The sequence below is a fragment of the Ruegeria sp. BC1 genome, assembly GCF_056539305.1.
Genome location: NZ_JBQFUT010000009.1, coordinates 1 through 17222 on the forward strand (window position 1 = coordinate 1; position 17222 = coordinate 17222).

General features: G+C 56.9%; 11 protein-coding genes. 4 read left to right on the forward strand and 7 right to left on the reverse strand.

The genetic code is table 11. The features are described from left to right. Positions 1 to 865 precede the first annotated feature (865 nt). The 6 genes from ACR0IY_RS17570 to ACR0IY_RS17595 form a co-directional block, all read right to left on the reverse strand. The gene (locus ACR0IY_RS17570) at positions 866 to 1876 is read right to left on the reverse strand and encodes a D-cysteine desulfhydrase family protein (protein ID WP_480675578.1); all 1011 of its coding nucleotides are present in this window, start codon (positions 1874 to 1876) and stop codon (positions 866 to 868) included. A gap of 13 nt (positions 1877 to 1889) precedes the next feature. Further along, positions 1890 to 2618: a hypothetical protein gene (locus tag ACR0IY_RS17575; protein WP_480675580.1), complete on the reverse strand. Its 729-nt coding sequence runs from the start codon at positions 2616 to 2618 to the stop codon at positions 1890 to 1892. Between the two features lie 99 nt (positions 2619 to 2717). Continuing rightward, positions 2718 to 3455: an aspartate/glutamate racemase family protein gene (locus ACR0IY_RS17580; RefSeq protein WP_480675582.1), complete on the reverse strand. Its 738-nt coding sequence runs from the start codon at positions 3453 to 3455 to the stop codon at positions 2718 to 2720. A 47-nt stretch (positions 3456 to 3502) separates the two neighbouring features. Next, the gene (locus tag ACR0IY_RS17585; protein ID WP_480675584.1) at positions 3503 to 4741 is read right to left on the reverse strand and encodes an NAD(P)/FAD-dependent oxidoreductase; all 1239 of its coding nucleotides are present in this window, start codon (positions 4739 to 4741) and stop codon (positions 3503 to 3505) included. A gap of 4 nt (positions 4742 to 4745) precedes the next feature. Then, entirely contained in the window at positions 4746 to 6959 is a 2214-nt protein-coding gene (locus tag ACR0IY_RS17590; RefSeq protein WP_480675586.1) for a TRAP transporter permease, read from the reverse strand. Between the two features lie 81 nt (positions 6960 to 7040). After that, positions 7041 to 8048: a TAXI family TRAP transporter solute-binding subunit gene (locus ACR0IY_RS17595; RefSeq protein ID WP_480675588.1), complete on the reverse strand. Its 1008-nt coding sequence runs from the start codon at positions 8046 to 8048 to the stop codon at positions 7041 to 7043. Between the two features lie 129 nt (positions 8049 to 8177). Between ACR0IY_RS17595 and ACR0IY_RS17600 the strand changes: the two genes are divergently transcribed. Then, the gene (locus ACR0IY_RS17600) at positions 8178 to 9146 is read left to right on the forward strand and encodes a LysR family transcriptional regulator (protein ID WP_480675590.1); all 969 of its coding nucleotides are present in this window, start codon (positions 8178 to 8180) and stop codon (positions 9144 to 9146) included. A 99-nt stretch (positions 9147 to 9245) separates the two neighbouring features. Here the strand turns inward: ACR0IY_RS17600 and ACR0IY_RS17605 are convergent, their stop codons facing one another. Beyond that, a complete protein-coding gene (locus ACR0IY_RS17605; protein ID WP_480675592.1) occupies positions 9246 to 13811 on the reverse strand; it encodes a beta strand repeat-containing protein in 4566 nt (1521 codons plus the stop codon). A gap of 450 nt (positions 13812 to 14261) precedes the next feature. On the opposite strand from ACR0IY_RS17605, the gene ACR0IY_RS17610 reads away from it, so the two are divergent. The 3 genes from ACR0IY_RS17610 (at position 14262) to ACR0IY_RS17620 (ending at position 17018) form a co-directional block, all read left to right on the forward strand. After that, on the forward strand, positions 14262 to 14813 hold the full coding sequence (locus ACR0IY_RS17610) for a GbsR/MarR family transcriptional regulator (protein ID WP_480675594.1): 552 nt from the start codon (positions 14262 to 14264) through the stop codon (positions 14811 to 14813). 61 nt (positions 14814 to 14874) lie between these two features. After that, entirely contained in the window at positions 14875 to 15516 is a 642-nt protein-coding gene (locus ACR0IY_RS17615) for a DUF4166 domain-containing protein (RefSeq protein ID WP_480675596.1), read from the forward strand. A gap of 8 nt (positions 15517 to 15524) precedes the next feature. After that, on the forward strand, positions 15525 to 17018 hold the full coding sequence (locus ACR0IY_RS17620) for a TIGR01777 family oxidoreductase (RefSeq protein WP_480675598.1): 1494 nt from the start codon (positions 15525 to 15527) through the stop codon (positions 17016 to 17018). Positions 17019 to 17222: the final 204 nt, after the last annotated feature.

Sequence of the window (17222 nt, forward strand, 5' to 3'; positions counted from 1 at the left end):
GCCACCGTCCCTTCAAACCATAACCTCAAGGTCAGAGGCTCAAATCCACCCCCCGTAAACAAACTTCCAAAGTAAGCGTTGCATCCGCCGCCCAAAACATCACCTGAATAAGCCATTTTGATCAGTGTAAGATGCCTCCAAAAGGATACAGGCATCATGAATTCTCAAGCTTTAGGTGAACTCGCAAGTGACCAGAAAATCAAAAACGTCTCCCACGCCTAGGGTTACTCAATTCCCGTTGGGAAAGACGGTCGTCGTCTGTCTACCGGAAATTCAAAGATATAGTGGGACAGCAAATGAAGTCTGACCGTTTAACGATGCTCGTCTTCTTGTCTGGTACCACTGGATTCACCCTCGTAAAGGCGGGGTTGAAACACTGCGCTCCTACTGTGTTGACGTGGACGACGGGGATAGAATCTATCAGGTTCACACTCAGGCTAAAGCGGTCGTTCCTCAAGCGCACAGAGATTTCTTGCGAGGATTGCTGCCTTATTTTCAGCATGAGGTCCTATTGTTTGTCCATGCAGGCATTCGGCCCGGGATTCCACTGCATCAGCAGGACCCTGATGACCTGATCTGGATCCGCGAGGAGTTTCTGAATTCCCGGGACGCTTTACCTTGGATGGTGGTGCACGGCGACACTCATGTCGCATCTCCGGAGCACCACAGTAACCGTGTGAACATTGATACGGGTGCAGGGTACGGCAACCCCCTTACCTGTGGATTTTCAAGGAACAGTTTGCTGGGTTTTGGAGGCGAGCGGTCGAAGGCCGTTGTTACCGAACGTTCCAGAGTGACGTGGGATTTGGCAGCTTAGGGGGCCTTACGCAGATTGCTACTTGCAGGCATCTTGTCGGTTGTCGTCCTAAAGATGCATCTCCCTTTGATATCCGAACAAGGCGGGCAAACCGCCGGTGTGTATCATGACCACCTTTTGACCACGCCGAATACGTCCGGTTTCCACTAAGCCCAGCAGCCCTGCGAAGGTTTTGGCGGTATAAACGGGATCAAGGAAAATACCTTCAGTACGGGCCATTTTTTCCAATGCAGATTGTGTCTTTTCACTCAGCTTGCCATAGCCCGGCGACAGTGCATTGTCCGTGACTTGGATTCGTTGCAGCAACGGCACAGGATCGATGTGAAGCAGCCCTGCCAGTTTTTGCAGAACAACCTCCAGGCGTGCCCGTTGTTTTTCGCTGTCCCGGCGCACACACACACCGAAAACCGAGGCCAAGTTTTCTTGCAATGCGATACCGGTCAACAGTCCGCCATGCGTTGCCCCGCTGCCCGACGGGACAACTGCCGCATCGAAATCCGGCAATTGTTGACACAATTCCTGCCCGGCGGCCACGTATCCCAATGCTCCAAGCGGCGGGTGGTTCAGGCCCAGATGTATGACGTAGGGCTTGCGCCCCTGCGCCTTAAGCTCCTTGGCTCGTACATGCAGGGCGGCATCCGCCCCGGCTTCATCCTCGCCTTCGGGATAACTCATGTGCTCTGCGCCCAGGAGTTTGGCCAACAGCACATTCCCGGATGTGTAATATTCAGGCCCCATACCCGGAACGCGTTCTTCCAATTGCAGCACGGATTGCATCCCCAACCGGGCCGCCGCCGCCGCTGCCGATCGCACAAAGTTCGACTGTACGGCCCCTGTGATTAGAACGGTATCGGCCCTTTGCTGAAGCGCGTCCCCAAAATGGAACTCAAGTTGCCGGGTTTTGTTGCCGCCAAATCCCAGCCCTGTCAGGTCATCGCGTTTGAGCCAGAGATCGATATCCAGTTCCTCCGACAACCTGTCCAGCCGCTCAAGCGGCGTTGGTCCAGACATGAATTGAGCCCGTGGGAAGTCGGCCAGAATATCCTTATGTGTCATCATCTTCCTGTCGAAGCTATGCCATCACATAGGCGCGTTGAAAGAGAACACAGCATGCAATTAGGGATACAACCCTGATTGCTGCTGTGATCAGAGATTGGGGCAGAAAGGGGCCAACGAGACGACCGCAGAGACTGCCAGCCAGTGTAACCGCGACAAAAAGCCAAAGTTGCGGCCCGAAGGGAATGGGCTGAGAATCTGCCAGACTATGCAGCAGGAACGCAATCCCGTAGGCCATCAGCGCAATGGGCTGAACAAGTTTTGCGACATCTTTTGCCTTGCGTCCCTTGGCCATCAGACCAAACACCATCAAAGGGCCGGGTGTTGCAGCCCATACGGTTGCCAGGCCGGACAATCCCGATACACCGGTAAAGCCCGCAGTGCCGATCGCACGGTGAAAGGGAACCAGCGTCGTTAGCAATCCAACCAGCAGGAGGCTGGCAGTCAAAGCCAGAACGAAGGCCTCGCTTAGAAATGGGTACACGGCCAGACCTGCGATCACACCGATAAGGCAGCCGATGATCGCGGTCAGGATCGTCTTGTGTTCGGTTGCCAGGATGTGCCGGTCGGCTGCAACCGCTGAAACGATTGTATTCAACAGCAACAAAACAGGTACGGCTGTCGTGGTTCCTAGAAGGACCATCATTGGCGGACCCGCCACGATACTGAACCCAATACCAATTCCGACCTGCAGAATTGCCCCCAGGCAAATGGCAATCATCAGGATGGACAGCTCGAAGGACACTTCAAACCTCCGTAGTCGTAGTCGCCTGCTGCAGCACGCGAAGTATCCAGAGCGGCGCGTCGGGGTCCACGCTCAATTGGCGAGGACTGATGCTGTCTACTACCAAGGCATTATCCCGGTGTATGGCCTGCGCGTTGAAACAGAGTGCGCCATCTGCGCCAGAGTCGTTAGATCAAAGACAGGAAGCTTTAGCTCGTCCTGTATCTGCACGGCATAGGGCGGCAGGTCGGTGCATTCCAAAACCAGAGAACGAATGTCCGGTGCCTGTCGTTTCAGGGTAAGGGCAGCCTCGATGACTTCGGCTTCGATCAGATTGGTGTCCATGCGGGTTCGAGCATTCTGCAAGATCACCTCGGCGAATTCCTTGGTGTGTTCCAAGCCCTGAACGGCAACGGGAATTCCCGCTGCGCCGACCCCGTCGAAATGCCGGGGCGTCAGGGCCGACGCATCCGCCGTCAGCACTCCAACCGGGGCGCTTGCTCCGGTCATGTGAAAAGCCAGCGGTACCTGGATCAGGCTGGATGCGAAGACTGGTACGGAAACCGCTGCGGCCAGTTCTTTTTGGAACAACGCCAGAAATCCGCAACTGCCGGTGATGGCCCGCACACCCTCGGCCTCCAACCGCTTTGCGCCTTCGAGGAAAGGGGTCAACAACTCGGGTGACGGGTTGTTCAGCAAGGCGGGGACGGTGACGCCGTCGATCATCTCGTAGAGAACCGGGAAGGGCAGGCTGGATGGATTCTTGATATGACCGGGGGGTTTGGGGAAATAGCTCTCAAGGCAGAGAACCCCGATGGATGCCCCGCAGATGTTCTGGCCGCCGTCGTAGATTGGCATGGTTATCTGGTCCTCTTCGTTTGAGTGTGCCGACACATGTGATGAACTTAGAACCGGGCCAGTGAATAGGGGTCCAGATTGACGTTCGGGCTGCGACCGGACACCAGATCAGCCACAAGCTCGCCGGTTTTGGGGGCCATCATCAGGCCGTAGTGAGAATGGCCAAAAGCGCCGTAAAGCCCGGTGTTGCTGTCAAGCTGCCCTATTGCCGGAAGGCTGTCGGGAAAGGACGGGCGCTGTCCCATCCAGAACTGTGCCTGGCTTGTATCAAGGTCCGGGATCATCGTTTTTGCCTGATCGATTAGGATCCCTTGCTTGCGCGGATCGGCGGGGGCGTCGACGCTTGCAAACTCGGCTGTGCCAGCCACTCGGAGGCCATCCAGCATAGAACTGGCAACCACCTTCGCGTCGACATCCATGACCGAGTTGTTCAATTGGGCGGCGGGAGAGGGAAATTCGACATGATATCCGCGTTCGGCCACAAGCGGGACGGTCAGCCCCAGCGGTTTCAGCAGATCGGCAGACCACACACCAGCCGCAAGGATAACGTTTCGGGCATCCAGTGGCCCTTCGGACGTGGCAAGCTGCCAGTCGCCGTCTGGTGTGCGGGTCAGGCCTGTAACTTCGGACCGTACGATTTCGGCGCCTTGTACGCGCGCCTTTTCTGCCAGAGCCGCACCTATCCGTCCCGGAGAGGTTGCGCGCGCCTGCCCTTTGATCAGGATGGCTGCCTTGAAGTCATTTGTCAGCGCAGGCTCGAGGCGCCGCAGTTCCGCACCATCAACGCGTTCCAGATCGCCGCCTTTTTCCTGGCGGATCAGATACCCCAGCGCATCCAGATCGGCGTGCTCAGGTTGGCGAAATGCGTGGATGTAATAGCTGTCGATGATCAGGTCTTCGCGGCCGGTGCCTTGCAGGTGCCGACGGTACAGATCGATGGACGGGCGGCACAAAAACTCCATCGCGTCCGCAACCTCGCGCACGGTTTTTTCGCCTGAATTTCCCAGGAACCGCAGGCCCCAGGGGACCATTTTGGGCCAAAAAGAAAACCGGACGGACAGCGCGCTTTTGGGGTCAAGTAGCATCTGGGGCAGTTTCTTCCAGATGCCCGGAACCGCTTGCGGAATGATCGACCACGGAGAGACCACGCCCGCATTCCCGAATGAGGTTTCCTGACCCGGTTCGCCTCTGTCGACCAACCGAACCGGAATACCGCGTTCCTGCAAAGACAGGGCACAACAAATGCCGACGATCCCGGCGCCGATGATAGTGACTTGCTCGGTCATATCGTCAGGCCGGTGAATGGCTGCGGCTGCGGGCGATCAGTTGGGTGACAATGACGGGTGACGCCACAGCCAGCGCGATCAGGTCCGCCGTCAGGCTTGGTGCGACAAAGATCACCCCGGCGATAGCCATCAAGATACGCGACACGATGTTCAACGGTTTCAGCCAGTAGCCCACCACGGCCGCCGACAGTGCGATGACCCCGGCGATACAGCTGGCGGCTGTGTAAGTGAACTCCCACAGATTGAACCCGGTTGAAGACACAAACAACAGAACCGGCGCATAGACAAAAGCCATTGGCGCAATCACCTTGCCCAACCCAAGGGTAAAAGCGGACAGCCCGGTTCGGAATGGGTTTGAATTGGCAATGGCCGCTGCCGCATATGCGGAGGTGCAAACGGGGGGCGTGATTTCGGACACGACGCCATAGTAGAGCACGAACAGGTGGCTTGCGATTGGCGGCACACCCAGCTGAGCCAGAGCAGGCTGCGCCACAGAAACCAACATGATGTAAAGTGCCGTGGTCGGGATGCCAGCGCCCATCAGGATGCAGACGATGGCGATGAAGACCAGCGAGATGAACAGCTGCAGGTCTTCCATGGCAAACAGCTGGAAGCTGCCGAACGAGATCATATTGTAAAGATCCGACGCCAGATTGCCCGCGCCCTGCGTCACCATGAACCCTATGCGGAAGCCGATACCGGTGGTGTTGATTACACCTACAACGATGCCCACAGCCGCCGCAGCAGCACCCACTGCCAGCGAGTACTTCACGCCCAGCTCGACCGCCTGCAGCATCTCGGGTACCTCGATGCGCTTTTGCGGGTTCAGTGTGGCGATCACTGACAGTCCGCACAGGATCGCTGTCATCGTCAGGTCGAACCCACCGTCCGAGAACTTCCAAAGCACAAAGGCTAGGAATGCTGCCGCGTAGATCAGGGTCGGCGGTTGTTTGAGGCGCGACATACCTGCGATTACTGCCAGTGAAATGCCGCAAAAGGCAGACATGAACGGCGTGTAGCCTGTGAACAAAACGACCAACAGACCGATCAGAGGCACGATGTTGGCCCATCCCTCGGCCCAAACGGCCTTGAGCTGCGGTAATTGCTCTTTCGCCAGACCCTGCAGGTTTAGTTTGCGCGCCATCAGGTGCACCACGGCGAAGACACCGACATAGTGCAAGATTGCAGGGAAAATCGCGGCGATCACGATGGTGGTGTATGGCACCTCGAGGAACTCGGCCATGATAAAGGCCGCGGCTCCCATGATTGGCGGTGTGATCTGGCCACCGGCCGAGGACGCTGCCTCGACCCCGCCTGCAAAGTGGCCGGGGTATCCCAGGCGCTTCATGTTGGGAATTGTCAGCGCGCCGGTCGATACGGTGTTAGCCACCGAAGAACCCGAGATCGTGCCGAAAAAGGCCGAGGATACCACCGACACTTTTGCCGGCCCGCCGGTGTAGCGGCCCGCCAAAATCGTTGCGTTGTCGATGAAGAGTTGTCCCAGCCCCGTGCGCTGCGCGATCACGCCGAACAGCACGAAATGGAACACGATGGTCGAAACAACCCAAAGCGTGACGCCATAGATGCCTTCCTGCGGAAAGTACATCGACGACACGAAAGTTTTGAAATTGACGCCGGGATGCTGCAGCAAGCCAGGGAAATACGGCCCAAGCAGGGCGTATGAGATAAAGACACAGATGATTAGCGGTAGTACCCATCCCAGTGTGCGCCGCGCGATATCCAACACCAGAAGGATGATGATTACGCCCAATACCACGTCATAGGTGTTGGGGTTGCCCATTCGGAATGTCTGTTCTTCGATCCCCAGAAATGGGATGCCTCGCCAGGCAACGCCGACATACAGCGCCGCAATGATCCCCAACGCCATAAACACAAGATCATATAATGGGATGTTGCCAATACGGAACCGGCTGACCTTGAGCGCATAAAGGCTTTTGGCCCCGATAACCGGGATCGTCGCGTAAACCAGAATGAACAGCAGCGCCAGATAGATTCCCATGTGCCAGTGATCAGCAGGCAGGCCGAACCCGGCAGTGAAGAATTCGTAGAACGCAAGGATCAGGGCCACGACACGCAGAACTTTGCCGGTGGTCGGCGTTACCTGCCGGACGGCGGCACCTTCGTCGAACTGTTCTTCGATGGCTGCCAGTTCTTCGGCGGTCAGCTCGTGGTCATCAAGTTTCTGGGTCTCGGACATGATGGCCCCCCGATTTCGCGTAGTGAGAGAGTGCGGTGCCCCAAAACGGGGCACCGGACGAAAGTTTTCCGTTAGGTGCGATTACTGAAGAAGCCCGGCTTCCTTGTAGAACTTCTCGGCCCCCGGATGCAGCGGAACGCCCAGTGCTTCGACACCGTCCAGAGCTGTGTCGGGAGTGATCTGCTTGCCCTTGGCATGGCCGTTATCCAGCAGCTTGCGGGTGTTGTCGTTCCATAGCGCCTTGGTCAGCTGATAAACCAGATCATCCGACAGATCCGAGGAGACAACCAGCATCGCGCTGACCGCAGGGGTTCTGGTTTCGGCGTCGATGCCTTCATAGACGCCACCCGGAATGGCCGAAGGGATATAGGCCGGAATGATCTCGTTGATCTTGGCCAGATCTTCGTCGCTGAACGAATGCAGGTTCATGCCCTTGGTCGAGGACAGCTGCACCATCGCGGCAACCGGCCAGCCTGCGGCATAGAAGTAGGCGTCCAGCTGTCCATCGGCCAGACGCTCGGCGCTTTGGCTGTTGTTCAGTTCGGCCTCATCCATGTTGTCACGATTGACGCCCCATGCGTCCAGCATCTGAAGCACGGCTACCTGCGTACCCGAACCCGCTTGCGCGATGCCGACGCGTTTGCCTTCCAGATCGCTCAGGTCATTGATCGTGGAACCGGCAGGAAGCACCAGGTGCAGGTCTTCGGGGAACAGGTTGGCCACGATGCGCAGTTTGGGGTGGGGTTTACCCTCAAACTTGCCTTCGCCCAGATACATAGACCGGGTGACATCCGCCGCGGCCAGACCGGCCTCAAGCTCTCCGTTCTGAACGGCAGCGTTGTTGAACACAGATGCGGTCGTTGATTGCGCAATGGCGATCAGGCCGGGCACACCGCACTGGCCGCCCTCTTCGCAGGGGCGCGAGCCCGGAGGGGCCGAGATGCCGTTAGCAATAGTCCCGCCGATTGGGAAATAGGTGCCGCCAGCGCCGCCGGTACCAATACGGAAAAAGGTTGGATCCTGCGCCAATGCCGGGGCGGCAAGGGCACCAGCCAAGGCAAGGCCTGCAAAACATTTCACAAATTTCATCATTTTCTCCCTTTTTGGATCGTTGGAATCGGTTCACCCAATTTTCGATCCTGCAAGCGTAGAGGTAATTCGCATAAATACAAATTTGTTATATTTCACAAAACTAAGGTTTGCCTTATACATTAAGGCATGAACCTTACTCAGCTCACCGTTTTTCGAGAGGTGATGGAAACCGGCTCCATCTCTCAGACCGCCAAGAAACTGAACCGAACGCAGCCAGCGATCAGTCTGGCATTGAAAAACCTCGAAAAAACTCTGGGTCTGGCACTGTTCGAACGTACAGGTCGTCGGTTGGTTCCGGTTCCAGAAGCGCATTACCTGCTGGCGGAAACCACTGGAATTCTCGATCGTCTTGCAACGATTTCCAGCACGATGGAAGGGCTGATCAAAGGTCACTCCGGTAGCCTGAATATTGCCACGATGCCCGGCCCGTCGGCCTATTTATTTCCGCGCTTCATCAGTCAGTCAGTCGGTGAAAACCCCGATATCCAAATTACACTGTCAACGCGCAGTTCACCGCAAATCATGGAGCTGGCAGGGACGCAGAATATCGACTTTGGCTTTGCCGATTTCGAATTCTCTGTCGGGAAAGAGCCGCAGTATTCAGCCGAGTTGATACGGGCGGACTGTTTCTGCGCAATGGACCGGGATCACCCGCTTGCATTGCGCGAGAGTATCACGATTTCCGATCTGGACGGAACGCCGATGGGCGGTCTGCATGCGACGCATCCATTTCAGAACAAGGTCAGGCGAGAGTTTCAGGACGCGTCTGCCAAGTACAATCCGACGGTGACCTGCCAATATTTTCTGCCGCTCATACCTTTTGTGAGTTCGGGGCAGTGCTGCACCATCGTGGACCCGTTGACCGTGGCAACCGAACGGGAATTGAACTCGTCAGGAGGAAGGGTCGTATTTGTTCCCTTTGAAAACCCGCTCAGGTACGAATACGCAATTCTTGAGCCGGATCACCGGCCGCCTTCGCAATTGGCCCTTAAGATCAAGGCAGGCTGGAAAGCCGAGGTTTTGGCAATGTTGAAGGATGTCGGTGCGAACCCGCGTACTGCGGTGTTTTCCAAAGAGAGTGGAAGGGTAGATTAGAGCCTGCGAAGGCTATCGCGCGCCCAGAAGGCAATGTGCATATGAAGTGGTTCGCCGGATTGTTATCGAGCAACCCGGCGAACCCTTGTTTTCAGTGATTTAGAACGACCACCGCAGTCCGGCCTGGAAGTACGGCCCTTGGGCATCGTCACCGATTTCCTGTTCGGCGGTTACTTCAAGCTGCATGTTCGACAGCAGGGCCTGCTCATACCCGACCAGAACGCTTGCACCGGTGAAATCGGTCGAGGCAAATGTCAGGGTTTGCGTGGTCCCGAAGGTGGTGATGTCACCCTCAGTATCCCCCAGACCGCGCCGCAGCACACCGCTGAGCTGGCCGAGCACGACGCCGCCATTGGCCAGTGTCTTGTCGATCTCAGCACCTAGGCGCGCTTCTATCACCTCGGTTGTGACGTCGCCGACGGTGGCGTTGGCGATCGAGCCGGTTTCGGTATAGCTATCGTCCTCCTGGCGCGTATAACGCACGTCACCAAAGCCCAGCAGACCGAACTGGTCGCTGACATCGAACGACCGTTCCGCTCCAAGATAGGCCGTCAGCAATGTGCTGTCATAGTCGCCCTTGGCATCTGCACTGCCGATGATTTCGCGAGAGCGATCTGTCGACAACCAGCCATAACCCAGGCCTGCCTCGACCGTGTACGAACCGAACTGGCGGCCTACCGCTGCATCCAGATAGAAACCGGTCGTGTCGAAATCGGTCGAGTCGTTGTCACCGTCCGCTTGGAACACACCCATGCTCAGGGCAAGCGCTAGACTGTTCTCCAACTGCCCCGAGTAACCAGCGCTGCCGTTGAAGATGGTGACATCGGTATCGACATCGGGCGAGGTCTCAAACCGGCGGGCTGCGCCGTCGATCTGGGCGAAGGGGCGGAACGCACCAAAGGTAAGCGCCGACACGTTGCCCGTGGCCGAAGCCCGCGTGACCTGTTCATTGAGGCCAAAGTTCAGCGCGTTGCCGGATGTGCCGACAACACTGCCCAAAAAGGCGGTGACATCACCCGAGGGCAAGATTTCGCTGGCATCCACCGCTGCGTAGATCGGCGCCGAGCCGCCTTCGTCCTGTACAAACCAGGCAGAGCTGCCGTCCGAGACCGTAGTGGTAAATGCCCCCACGCTTGGGGCCGCGTCTTCGAAATTGAACACGATGCTGCCGCCCTGAGCGTCCAGGTTCACATCGTGATCCTGCACTCGGATCAGCCCACTGACACGATCAGTTGTGTTGACGTTCAACGTACCCGATCCGGTGCCTAGGAAGATTGCATAGGCCGGTCCGCCTTCGGCTGTTGCCGAGATATTACCGACCTTGCTGATCACGCCGTCGAAGTTTTCGAAATACAGCCCAGCAGCTTCGGCCGCCGCGCCGCCGGTTGCCACCGCGGTCGCAGTGATAACACCGGTGTTCGAGAACGTCCCCTGCATGTCTTCGATCCAGACACCGGCGGCAAGCGCGTCGGCGCTGCTGGTGCCATTCACGAGCGTGGCAGTGGCGGTCACTGTGCCGGAGGTGGTTACGTCGGACGTCACCTGATCGTACAGCAGGATGGCCTGAGCCTTGGCGTCTTCGGAACCTGTGGCCGACGCCGTGATGCTGCCGCTGTTGCTAAGCCCGCCGGTGACACCCTCGCGGACATAGACGCCGCGCGCCGTCGCGTCGTCGCCAAGGGCAACGCTGGTGGTTTCGATAACACCGGTGTTGGACAGGGTGCCAACCAGACCATCCCTTATAAACAGGCCGCCGCCATAGGCAGATGCGCTGGTGCCGCCATTCGCGGTCACGGTGATCGACCCGCTGTTAGAAACGTCTCCGGTCAGGCCATTGTTAACGTACAGACCATAAGCTTCGGCCTCGTCCGTCTGGTCAACTGCGATAGCGGTGATCGACCCGCTGTTCGAGAAATTGCCGTTCAGGCCGTTGTTTATGTAGACACCACCAACCGTGGCAGATGTCGATCCTTGACCACTGGCGAAAATTGTTCCGCTGTTGGAAATATTCCCATCAACACTGTCGGCATAGATGCCATAGGCATATGCTTCGGATTCATCCGCGATCGCCTCAACCGTGATGGTCCCCGAATTGGTGACATCGCCGTCCAGACCGCTGCTGACATACAGGCCATAGCTTTCTGCAGACTCAGTCGCATCCTGGCCAAAGACCGAGATCGTGCCCGAGTTGTCGAAGTTTCCGGTCAAACCACCGCTGATATAAAAACCGGCAACCGTGGCCGAGGTTTCACCTTCTGCTCGGGCAATAATTGTTCCGCTGTTGTCGATGTTTCCGGTCAGGCCGCTGCTGACATACAGCGCTGCGGCTTCGGCTTCGTCTGTCTGATCGGTGGCAATGACGCTGATCGTACCGGTGTTGGTGAAGTCGCCAGTCATCCCACCCGAGATGTAGAACCCGTAAACGGTGGCTGACGAATAGCCGTCACCGCGGATGTCAACGATACCGCTGTTGGTGATGTTGCCGTTCACACCGTTGCGGACGTATAGGCCGTAGGCTTCGGCTTCGTCGTCCACGACGTCCAGACTGCGTACAATAATCGTGCCCGAGTTGTCGAAGTTGCCGTTGAGCCCGTCCCGGATTTCAAAGGCAGCGGCAGTAGCGGACGAAGCACCCTCGGCCCGGATGCTTACACTGCCGGAATTTGAGATGTTGCCGTTCACGGCCCCGTCGACATACAGGCCGACAGCGGTGGCCTCGTCATCGGTAGAGAGGGATGTGACGGTAATGGCACCGGTATTGGAAAAGTTTCCGGTCAGGTCATCGCGCAGGTAAAGACCTGCTGCAGTGGCCGTTTCTGCCGTCTGTGCGTTCACGGTGATCGAGCCATCATTGACGAGATCGCCGGTCACGGCATCGTCGATGAAGATGCCGCTTACATCACCTCCGCGGGAAAATGGTGGGCGTGGCGGGCGCGGAGGTCCCGGAGGGATTGCTCCGGGCGCAGGGGAGGACACAGATGTCTCGACCGCGCTGACAGAGATGGTCCCGGAATTGACCAATGTGCCGTCAAATGTGCCTTCAAGATTGAGGCCCTGACCAACCACATTGGATGTTGCGTTTACGTTGACGGACACCATGCCCGAATTGGTGACGTTCCCGGTGGTGTCACCATCGAGAAAAATACCAATAGCCGACGCGAAGCTGTCATCAGATGTGGCCTGCGTAATGACTGAGCCGCTGTTGTTGATGTCGCCCGACACATCGGACGAGATATAAACACCATAGGCATAGGCCTCAGACCCGGCAGCGTTGGCCTGCGAGGTGATGGTGCCGCTGTTATTGAAATTGCCGTTCAGTTCGTCTTCGACATAGACGCCGTAAGCTTCGGCTGAATCCGTATCCGCATCAGCGACGGCTGTTACGGTGCCTGCGTTGGTGAAATTGCCCGTCAGATCGCCGTCAATATAAAAACCAAGGGCGCTGGCCTCAGATGAGGAATCCGCACGAACCTCAACAACACCGCTGTTGTTCACATTCCCGGTCACGTCACCACCGACGTAAAGCCCGTAAGACTCGACATCGTCGGAATCGTTGTTTGTGCCGGTGACGGTAATCGAACCAGAGTTGGTGAAGTTCCCGTTTACGTCGCCCGACAGATAGAAGCCTGAGGCACTGACCGAAGTGGAGGCATTGCCATTGACGGTGATCGTGCCGCTGTTGGTGACATTGCCGTTGGTATCGCCTTCGATATAAACAGCGGAAGCATCGACGTTGCCCGAAGTTGCGTCGGCCGAGGCCGTAATCGTACCTGTGTTGACGAAGTTACCGTTCAGGTCGCTTTCCAGATGGAACGCCCATGCGGTGGCCTCGGTTTGTGCGGTTGCGTTTACCGAAACCGTGCCCGAATTTCTCAGGTTGCCGTTTACAGTGCCTACGACGTGCACCCCTTTGGCCTCGGCCGTGCTGCCGTTGGATGCAGTCACCCGAATGGTGTTCGAATTGTTCAGATTGCCATTAAGCGCCCCCCAAACTCTTACGCTGGTTGCTGCCGCCAAGGGTCCGTTTTCGTGACGAACGCTGAGTGTTCCGCTGTTGACGATATTCGTGTTGACGTCAGAGGCAAAAACCAGAGCGGATGCCGGGCTGAGGATCGAACTAGACGTTGTGCCTCCACGCGCAACAACCGAGATTGAGCCAGAATTCTGGATGGATGCCGTGTTTTCGACTGTGCCGAAGAACGCCGCGCCGACTGCGCCAACCAGACCACTGGTCGATGCTGCAGCAGCAACGGTGACGGTGCCGGTATTGGAAAACGCGCCAGCCAGATTGCTTGTCAGTAGAAAGCCGGCGGCAAATGCACTGGTCGACCCATTAACGCCGATATCGACTGTACCGTTGTTGATGATTTGCCCAGTCGCCGCGACTGTATTGCCGAATATAACACCAAACCCGACAGGCGCCGTTGGGGCGGGTCCGGAAATCGTGCCATTATTTGCGAACCTGCTTGAATAGGTGGGATTGACAATGACCGCCGGTCCACTGGTTAAGGTTTGGATGACAGCACCTGTCGGCGTGATCGTGAGATCTTCGTCAGTATTGAGGATGAATGGCGTATTTTGAGGTGAGGATATAACCTCGGCTGCGGCAATGCCCACGGACAGTGCGGCTACTGATACCGATGCAAGGAACAGAGATGGCGCCATGCTTGCCACCTGTCCTTTCCATTTCACAACACGACCCCCGCGCGCCACACGGTCAGGTGTGCGCTCTGCTGCGCCTACTTTCATATTCCGAAAACTCCTGAGATTTTTTTGTTAGTTTTTTATGATTCTGCTATCTGGACACGAAGCTGGGCGCAAATGTGACGTTAATCTAAAATTAACGAAGATTTTGACTTATGGCAGCTAAGACACACTGTGTATCTATTTGATACATTGTCACTTTTTTGAATATGTTAGCATGTGAACTATGGAACCTTGCGCTCTTTTTGGGTGGCGATTTGCGGCCAAATTTGCAAAGCACTCGCGCTGTTAAACAGGCACCCAAGTCAACTTGGTAGGTTTAACAGCCATCGTTGGTTTCTGAGCAGAGTGATCGACACAATGGCCGGCTGGTCCCTTGACTTCTGACAGTTCTTGTCTAAAGTTTCTGTTATGACAGAAATATCAGATATTACCGACTCAACGGCGAAATCCAAGTTCATCCTGTACTGGGGGGACATGGGTGGCCAGTGGGGGGTGAACCGCTCGGTCGCACAGATTCACGCCTTGCTGTATCTCAGCCCTGCACCATTGAATGCCGAGCAGATTTCATCAGAGCTGGGAATTGCCCGATCTAATGTTTCGAATTCTCTGAAAGAGCTGGTCGGATGGCGGTTGATTCAACGTGTGCCGGTGCCGGGGGACCGTCGGGAACATTTTGTAGCTGAAACCGACGTTTGGGAAATGGCCCTGCTGATTGCCAAGGGCCGCAAGGAGCGTGAAATCGACCCGGCGATCCGCGCTATCGATATCTGTGTTGATCAGGCAGCGTCGGAGCCTGAAATGAACCCCGAGGTTCTGAACCGGATGCAAAACATGCAGGAATTTCTGACCACGGCCGACCGCTGGTCCGGTCAGATGCTGAACGTACCGAAATCGAATCTCGCGACGTTGATCTCCATGGGAGACAAAGTGCTGTCACTGCTCAAGATCGGCAGCAAATAAAATTTTTTACAACTTAATTTCTGTTCTTTCAGAAATAACCGTTATAACAGGTTGCATGTAAATGATCCACGCCAAACCCCCTGAACGTTTTGAGCAAGCCATCGATGAACGGTTTCGCAATCTGTTGGGCGCCAGGTCCTGGAAGGCGCTGCCCCATGCAGTCCGGCATCGTTTTGGTCACCGACTGACTGGCGGAGCCAGCGTTGTTTATCAGGGCAAGGTCGTGGCGATGCGTCTGAGCCCGGTCGGATGGCTGCTCGCGCAGTTGGCGAGGCTTGTCGGTGGGCCGTTGCCATTTGACCGTGCCTGCCTCAATCAACCGGCCGTGGTGGCAGTGACCGAGGATTGCAAGGGTCAAGGCCAGTTCTGGGTCAGGCAATATGGGCGGACAACGGGTTTTCCGCAGGTCATCCACAGCTCTAAACGGTTCGCAGGACCCACGGGTATCGAGGAGTATATCGGTTCGGGCATCGGTATGGCCCTGCGGGTGCGTGCCGACCGCAAAGGGATCTACTTCGAAAGCGACCACTACTTTCTGCAAATTGGCCGTCGGAAACTCAGGCTGCCGCAGTGGGTGCAGCCGGGTGAATTGACCATTGCACATCTGGATCTTGGCGGTGACCGGTTTCTGTTTTCGCTCCGGCTGCACAGCCGCCTGTTTGGCGAGTTGGTCCATCAAGACGCGATTTTTCAAGATAAATAGGAGGTCCCATGGACAACCCAATTCTCTGGAGTCTGATTGCTCTGCAAGTCTTCATGGGTGCTTTCGATACTCTGTTTCATCACGAGGGTACCGAACGGCTGGCCTGGCGCCCGTCGCAAAAGACCGAGTTGCGTTTGCATGGAATACGCAACGCCCTGTACGCGGTGATCTTCTTGTGTATTGCCTGGTTCGAGCCACATGGCGATTTCGCGCTGGTGCTGGGCGCGGTCCTGCTGATCGAGGTATTCATCACGCTGTGGGATTTCGTCGAAGAGGACCTGACCCGCAAGCTGCCGGGGACTGAGCGCATCGTTCACACGCTACTGGCTTTGAACTACGGGGCGATCCTTGCTTTGGCAGCACCATACCTTAGGCTATGGTCGTTCCAGCCCTCGGCGATGGTGGCGGTCAGTTATGGTTGGTGGAGCGTGATGGCCACGCTGTCTGCAATCGGTGTTGGTGTGTTCAGTGTCCGCGATCTGTTGGCGGCGGCTCGCAGTGATCGATTGATCCCCGGTGATCCCGCCGAACTGGTCGCGGGGTTGAAGCCTCGTCAGCATGTCCTGATTACCGGAGGAACCGGTTTTATAGGACAGCGGTTGGTTGAGGCGCTGGTTTCCGCCGGGCACTTTGTGACTGTGCTGACGCGTGATCCTCGCAAAGCGGACACGCTGTACAAGCCGGTGCGGGTTATTTCCACGCTTGACCAGATACACAACGCGGATCGCTTCGATGCACTCGTCAATCTCGCGGGCGAACCTGTGGCGGGAGGGCCTTGGACGGCCAAACGACGGCGCAAAATCATCGGGTCTCGCGTGGATATGACCAGGGCGTTGGCAGCCTTGGTGCAGCGATTGGATCACAAGCCGGAATGCCTGATCAATGGCTCGGCCATTGGGTGGTGCGGCCTGCGCGGGGACATCAGTTTGACCGAAGCGGATGGGCCTGAACCTGCCTTTGTTCATGACGTTTGTGAAGCGTGGGAGCAGTCGACAATTGGCCTCGCGCAGCAGGGTGTACGTGTGATCTTGCTACGGATTGGCTTGGTCCTGGGTATTCAGGGAGGAGTGCTTGCCAAGCTACTCACCCCGTTCGAGTTTGGCGGCGGTGGTGTTTTGGGCAGCGGCCAGCAATGGATGTCGTGGATTGAACGCGACGATCTGGTGCGCGTCATAGCCTTTGCGATCGCACAACCCGGTATCAATGGCCCGGTCAATGCAACCGCCCCCAACCCCGTGCGCAATTCCGAGTTCACGCAAGCTTTGGCCCAAGCGTTGAACCGGCCTGCGGTTTTGCGTTTCCCCAAGTGGCTGCTGACTGCTGCGCTGGGCGATATGGGGCGCGAGACAATGCTGGGTGGTCAACGGGTCGTGCCCGAACGCCTGGCGGACCACGGGTTTACGTTCAGGTATCCCGTGCTGGGTCCAATGTTGCGCACCATCACGGGGGCGCTGCCGGGCGATAGTCCCGATGAGGTCCCCTGTGCCATAGATGCGCCCTGAATTCAGGCAATCGGGATTAGCGCCGATCACTGCGATTGCAGGGGGCGGGGTCTGCCTCCTGCAGGACGTGTGAGTTTATGGTTGATCCATCATTCCTCGGAGCGAACAGATTCTTCAGCGCAGTCTCAGATCGAAACTTGCAGGTGGGCAAGATTTACAAAGGACCACTGTCCAGATGACGGCCGGTGGATGAGCCACTTGTCG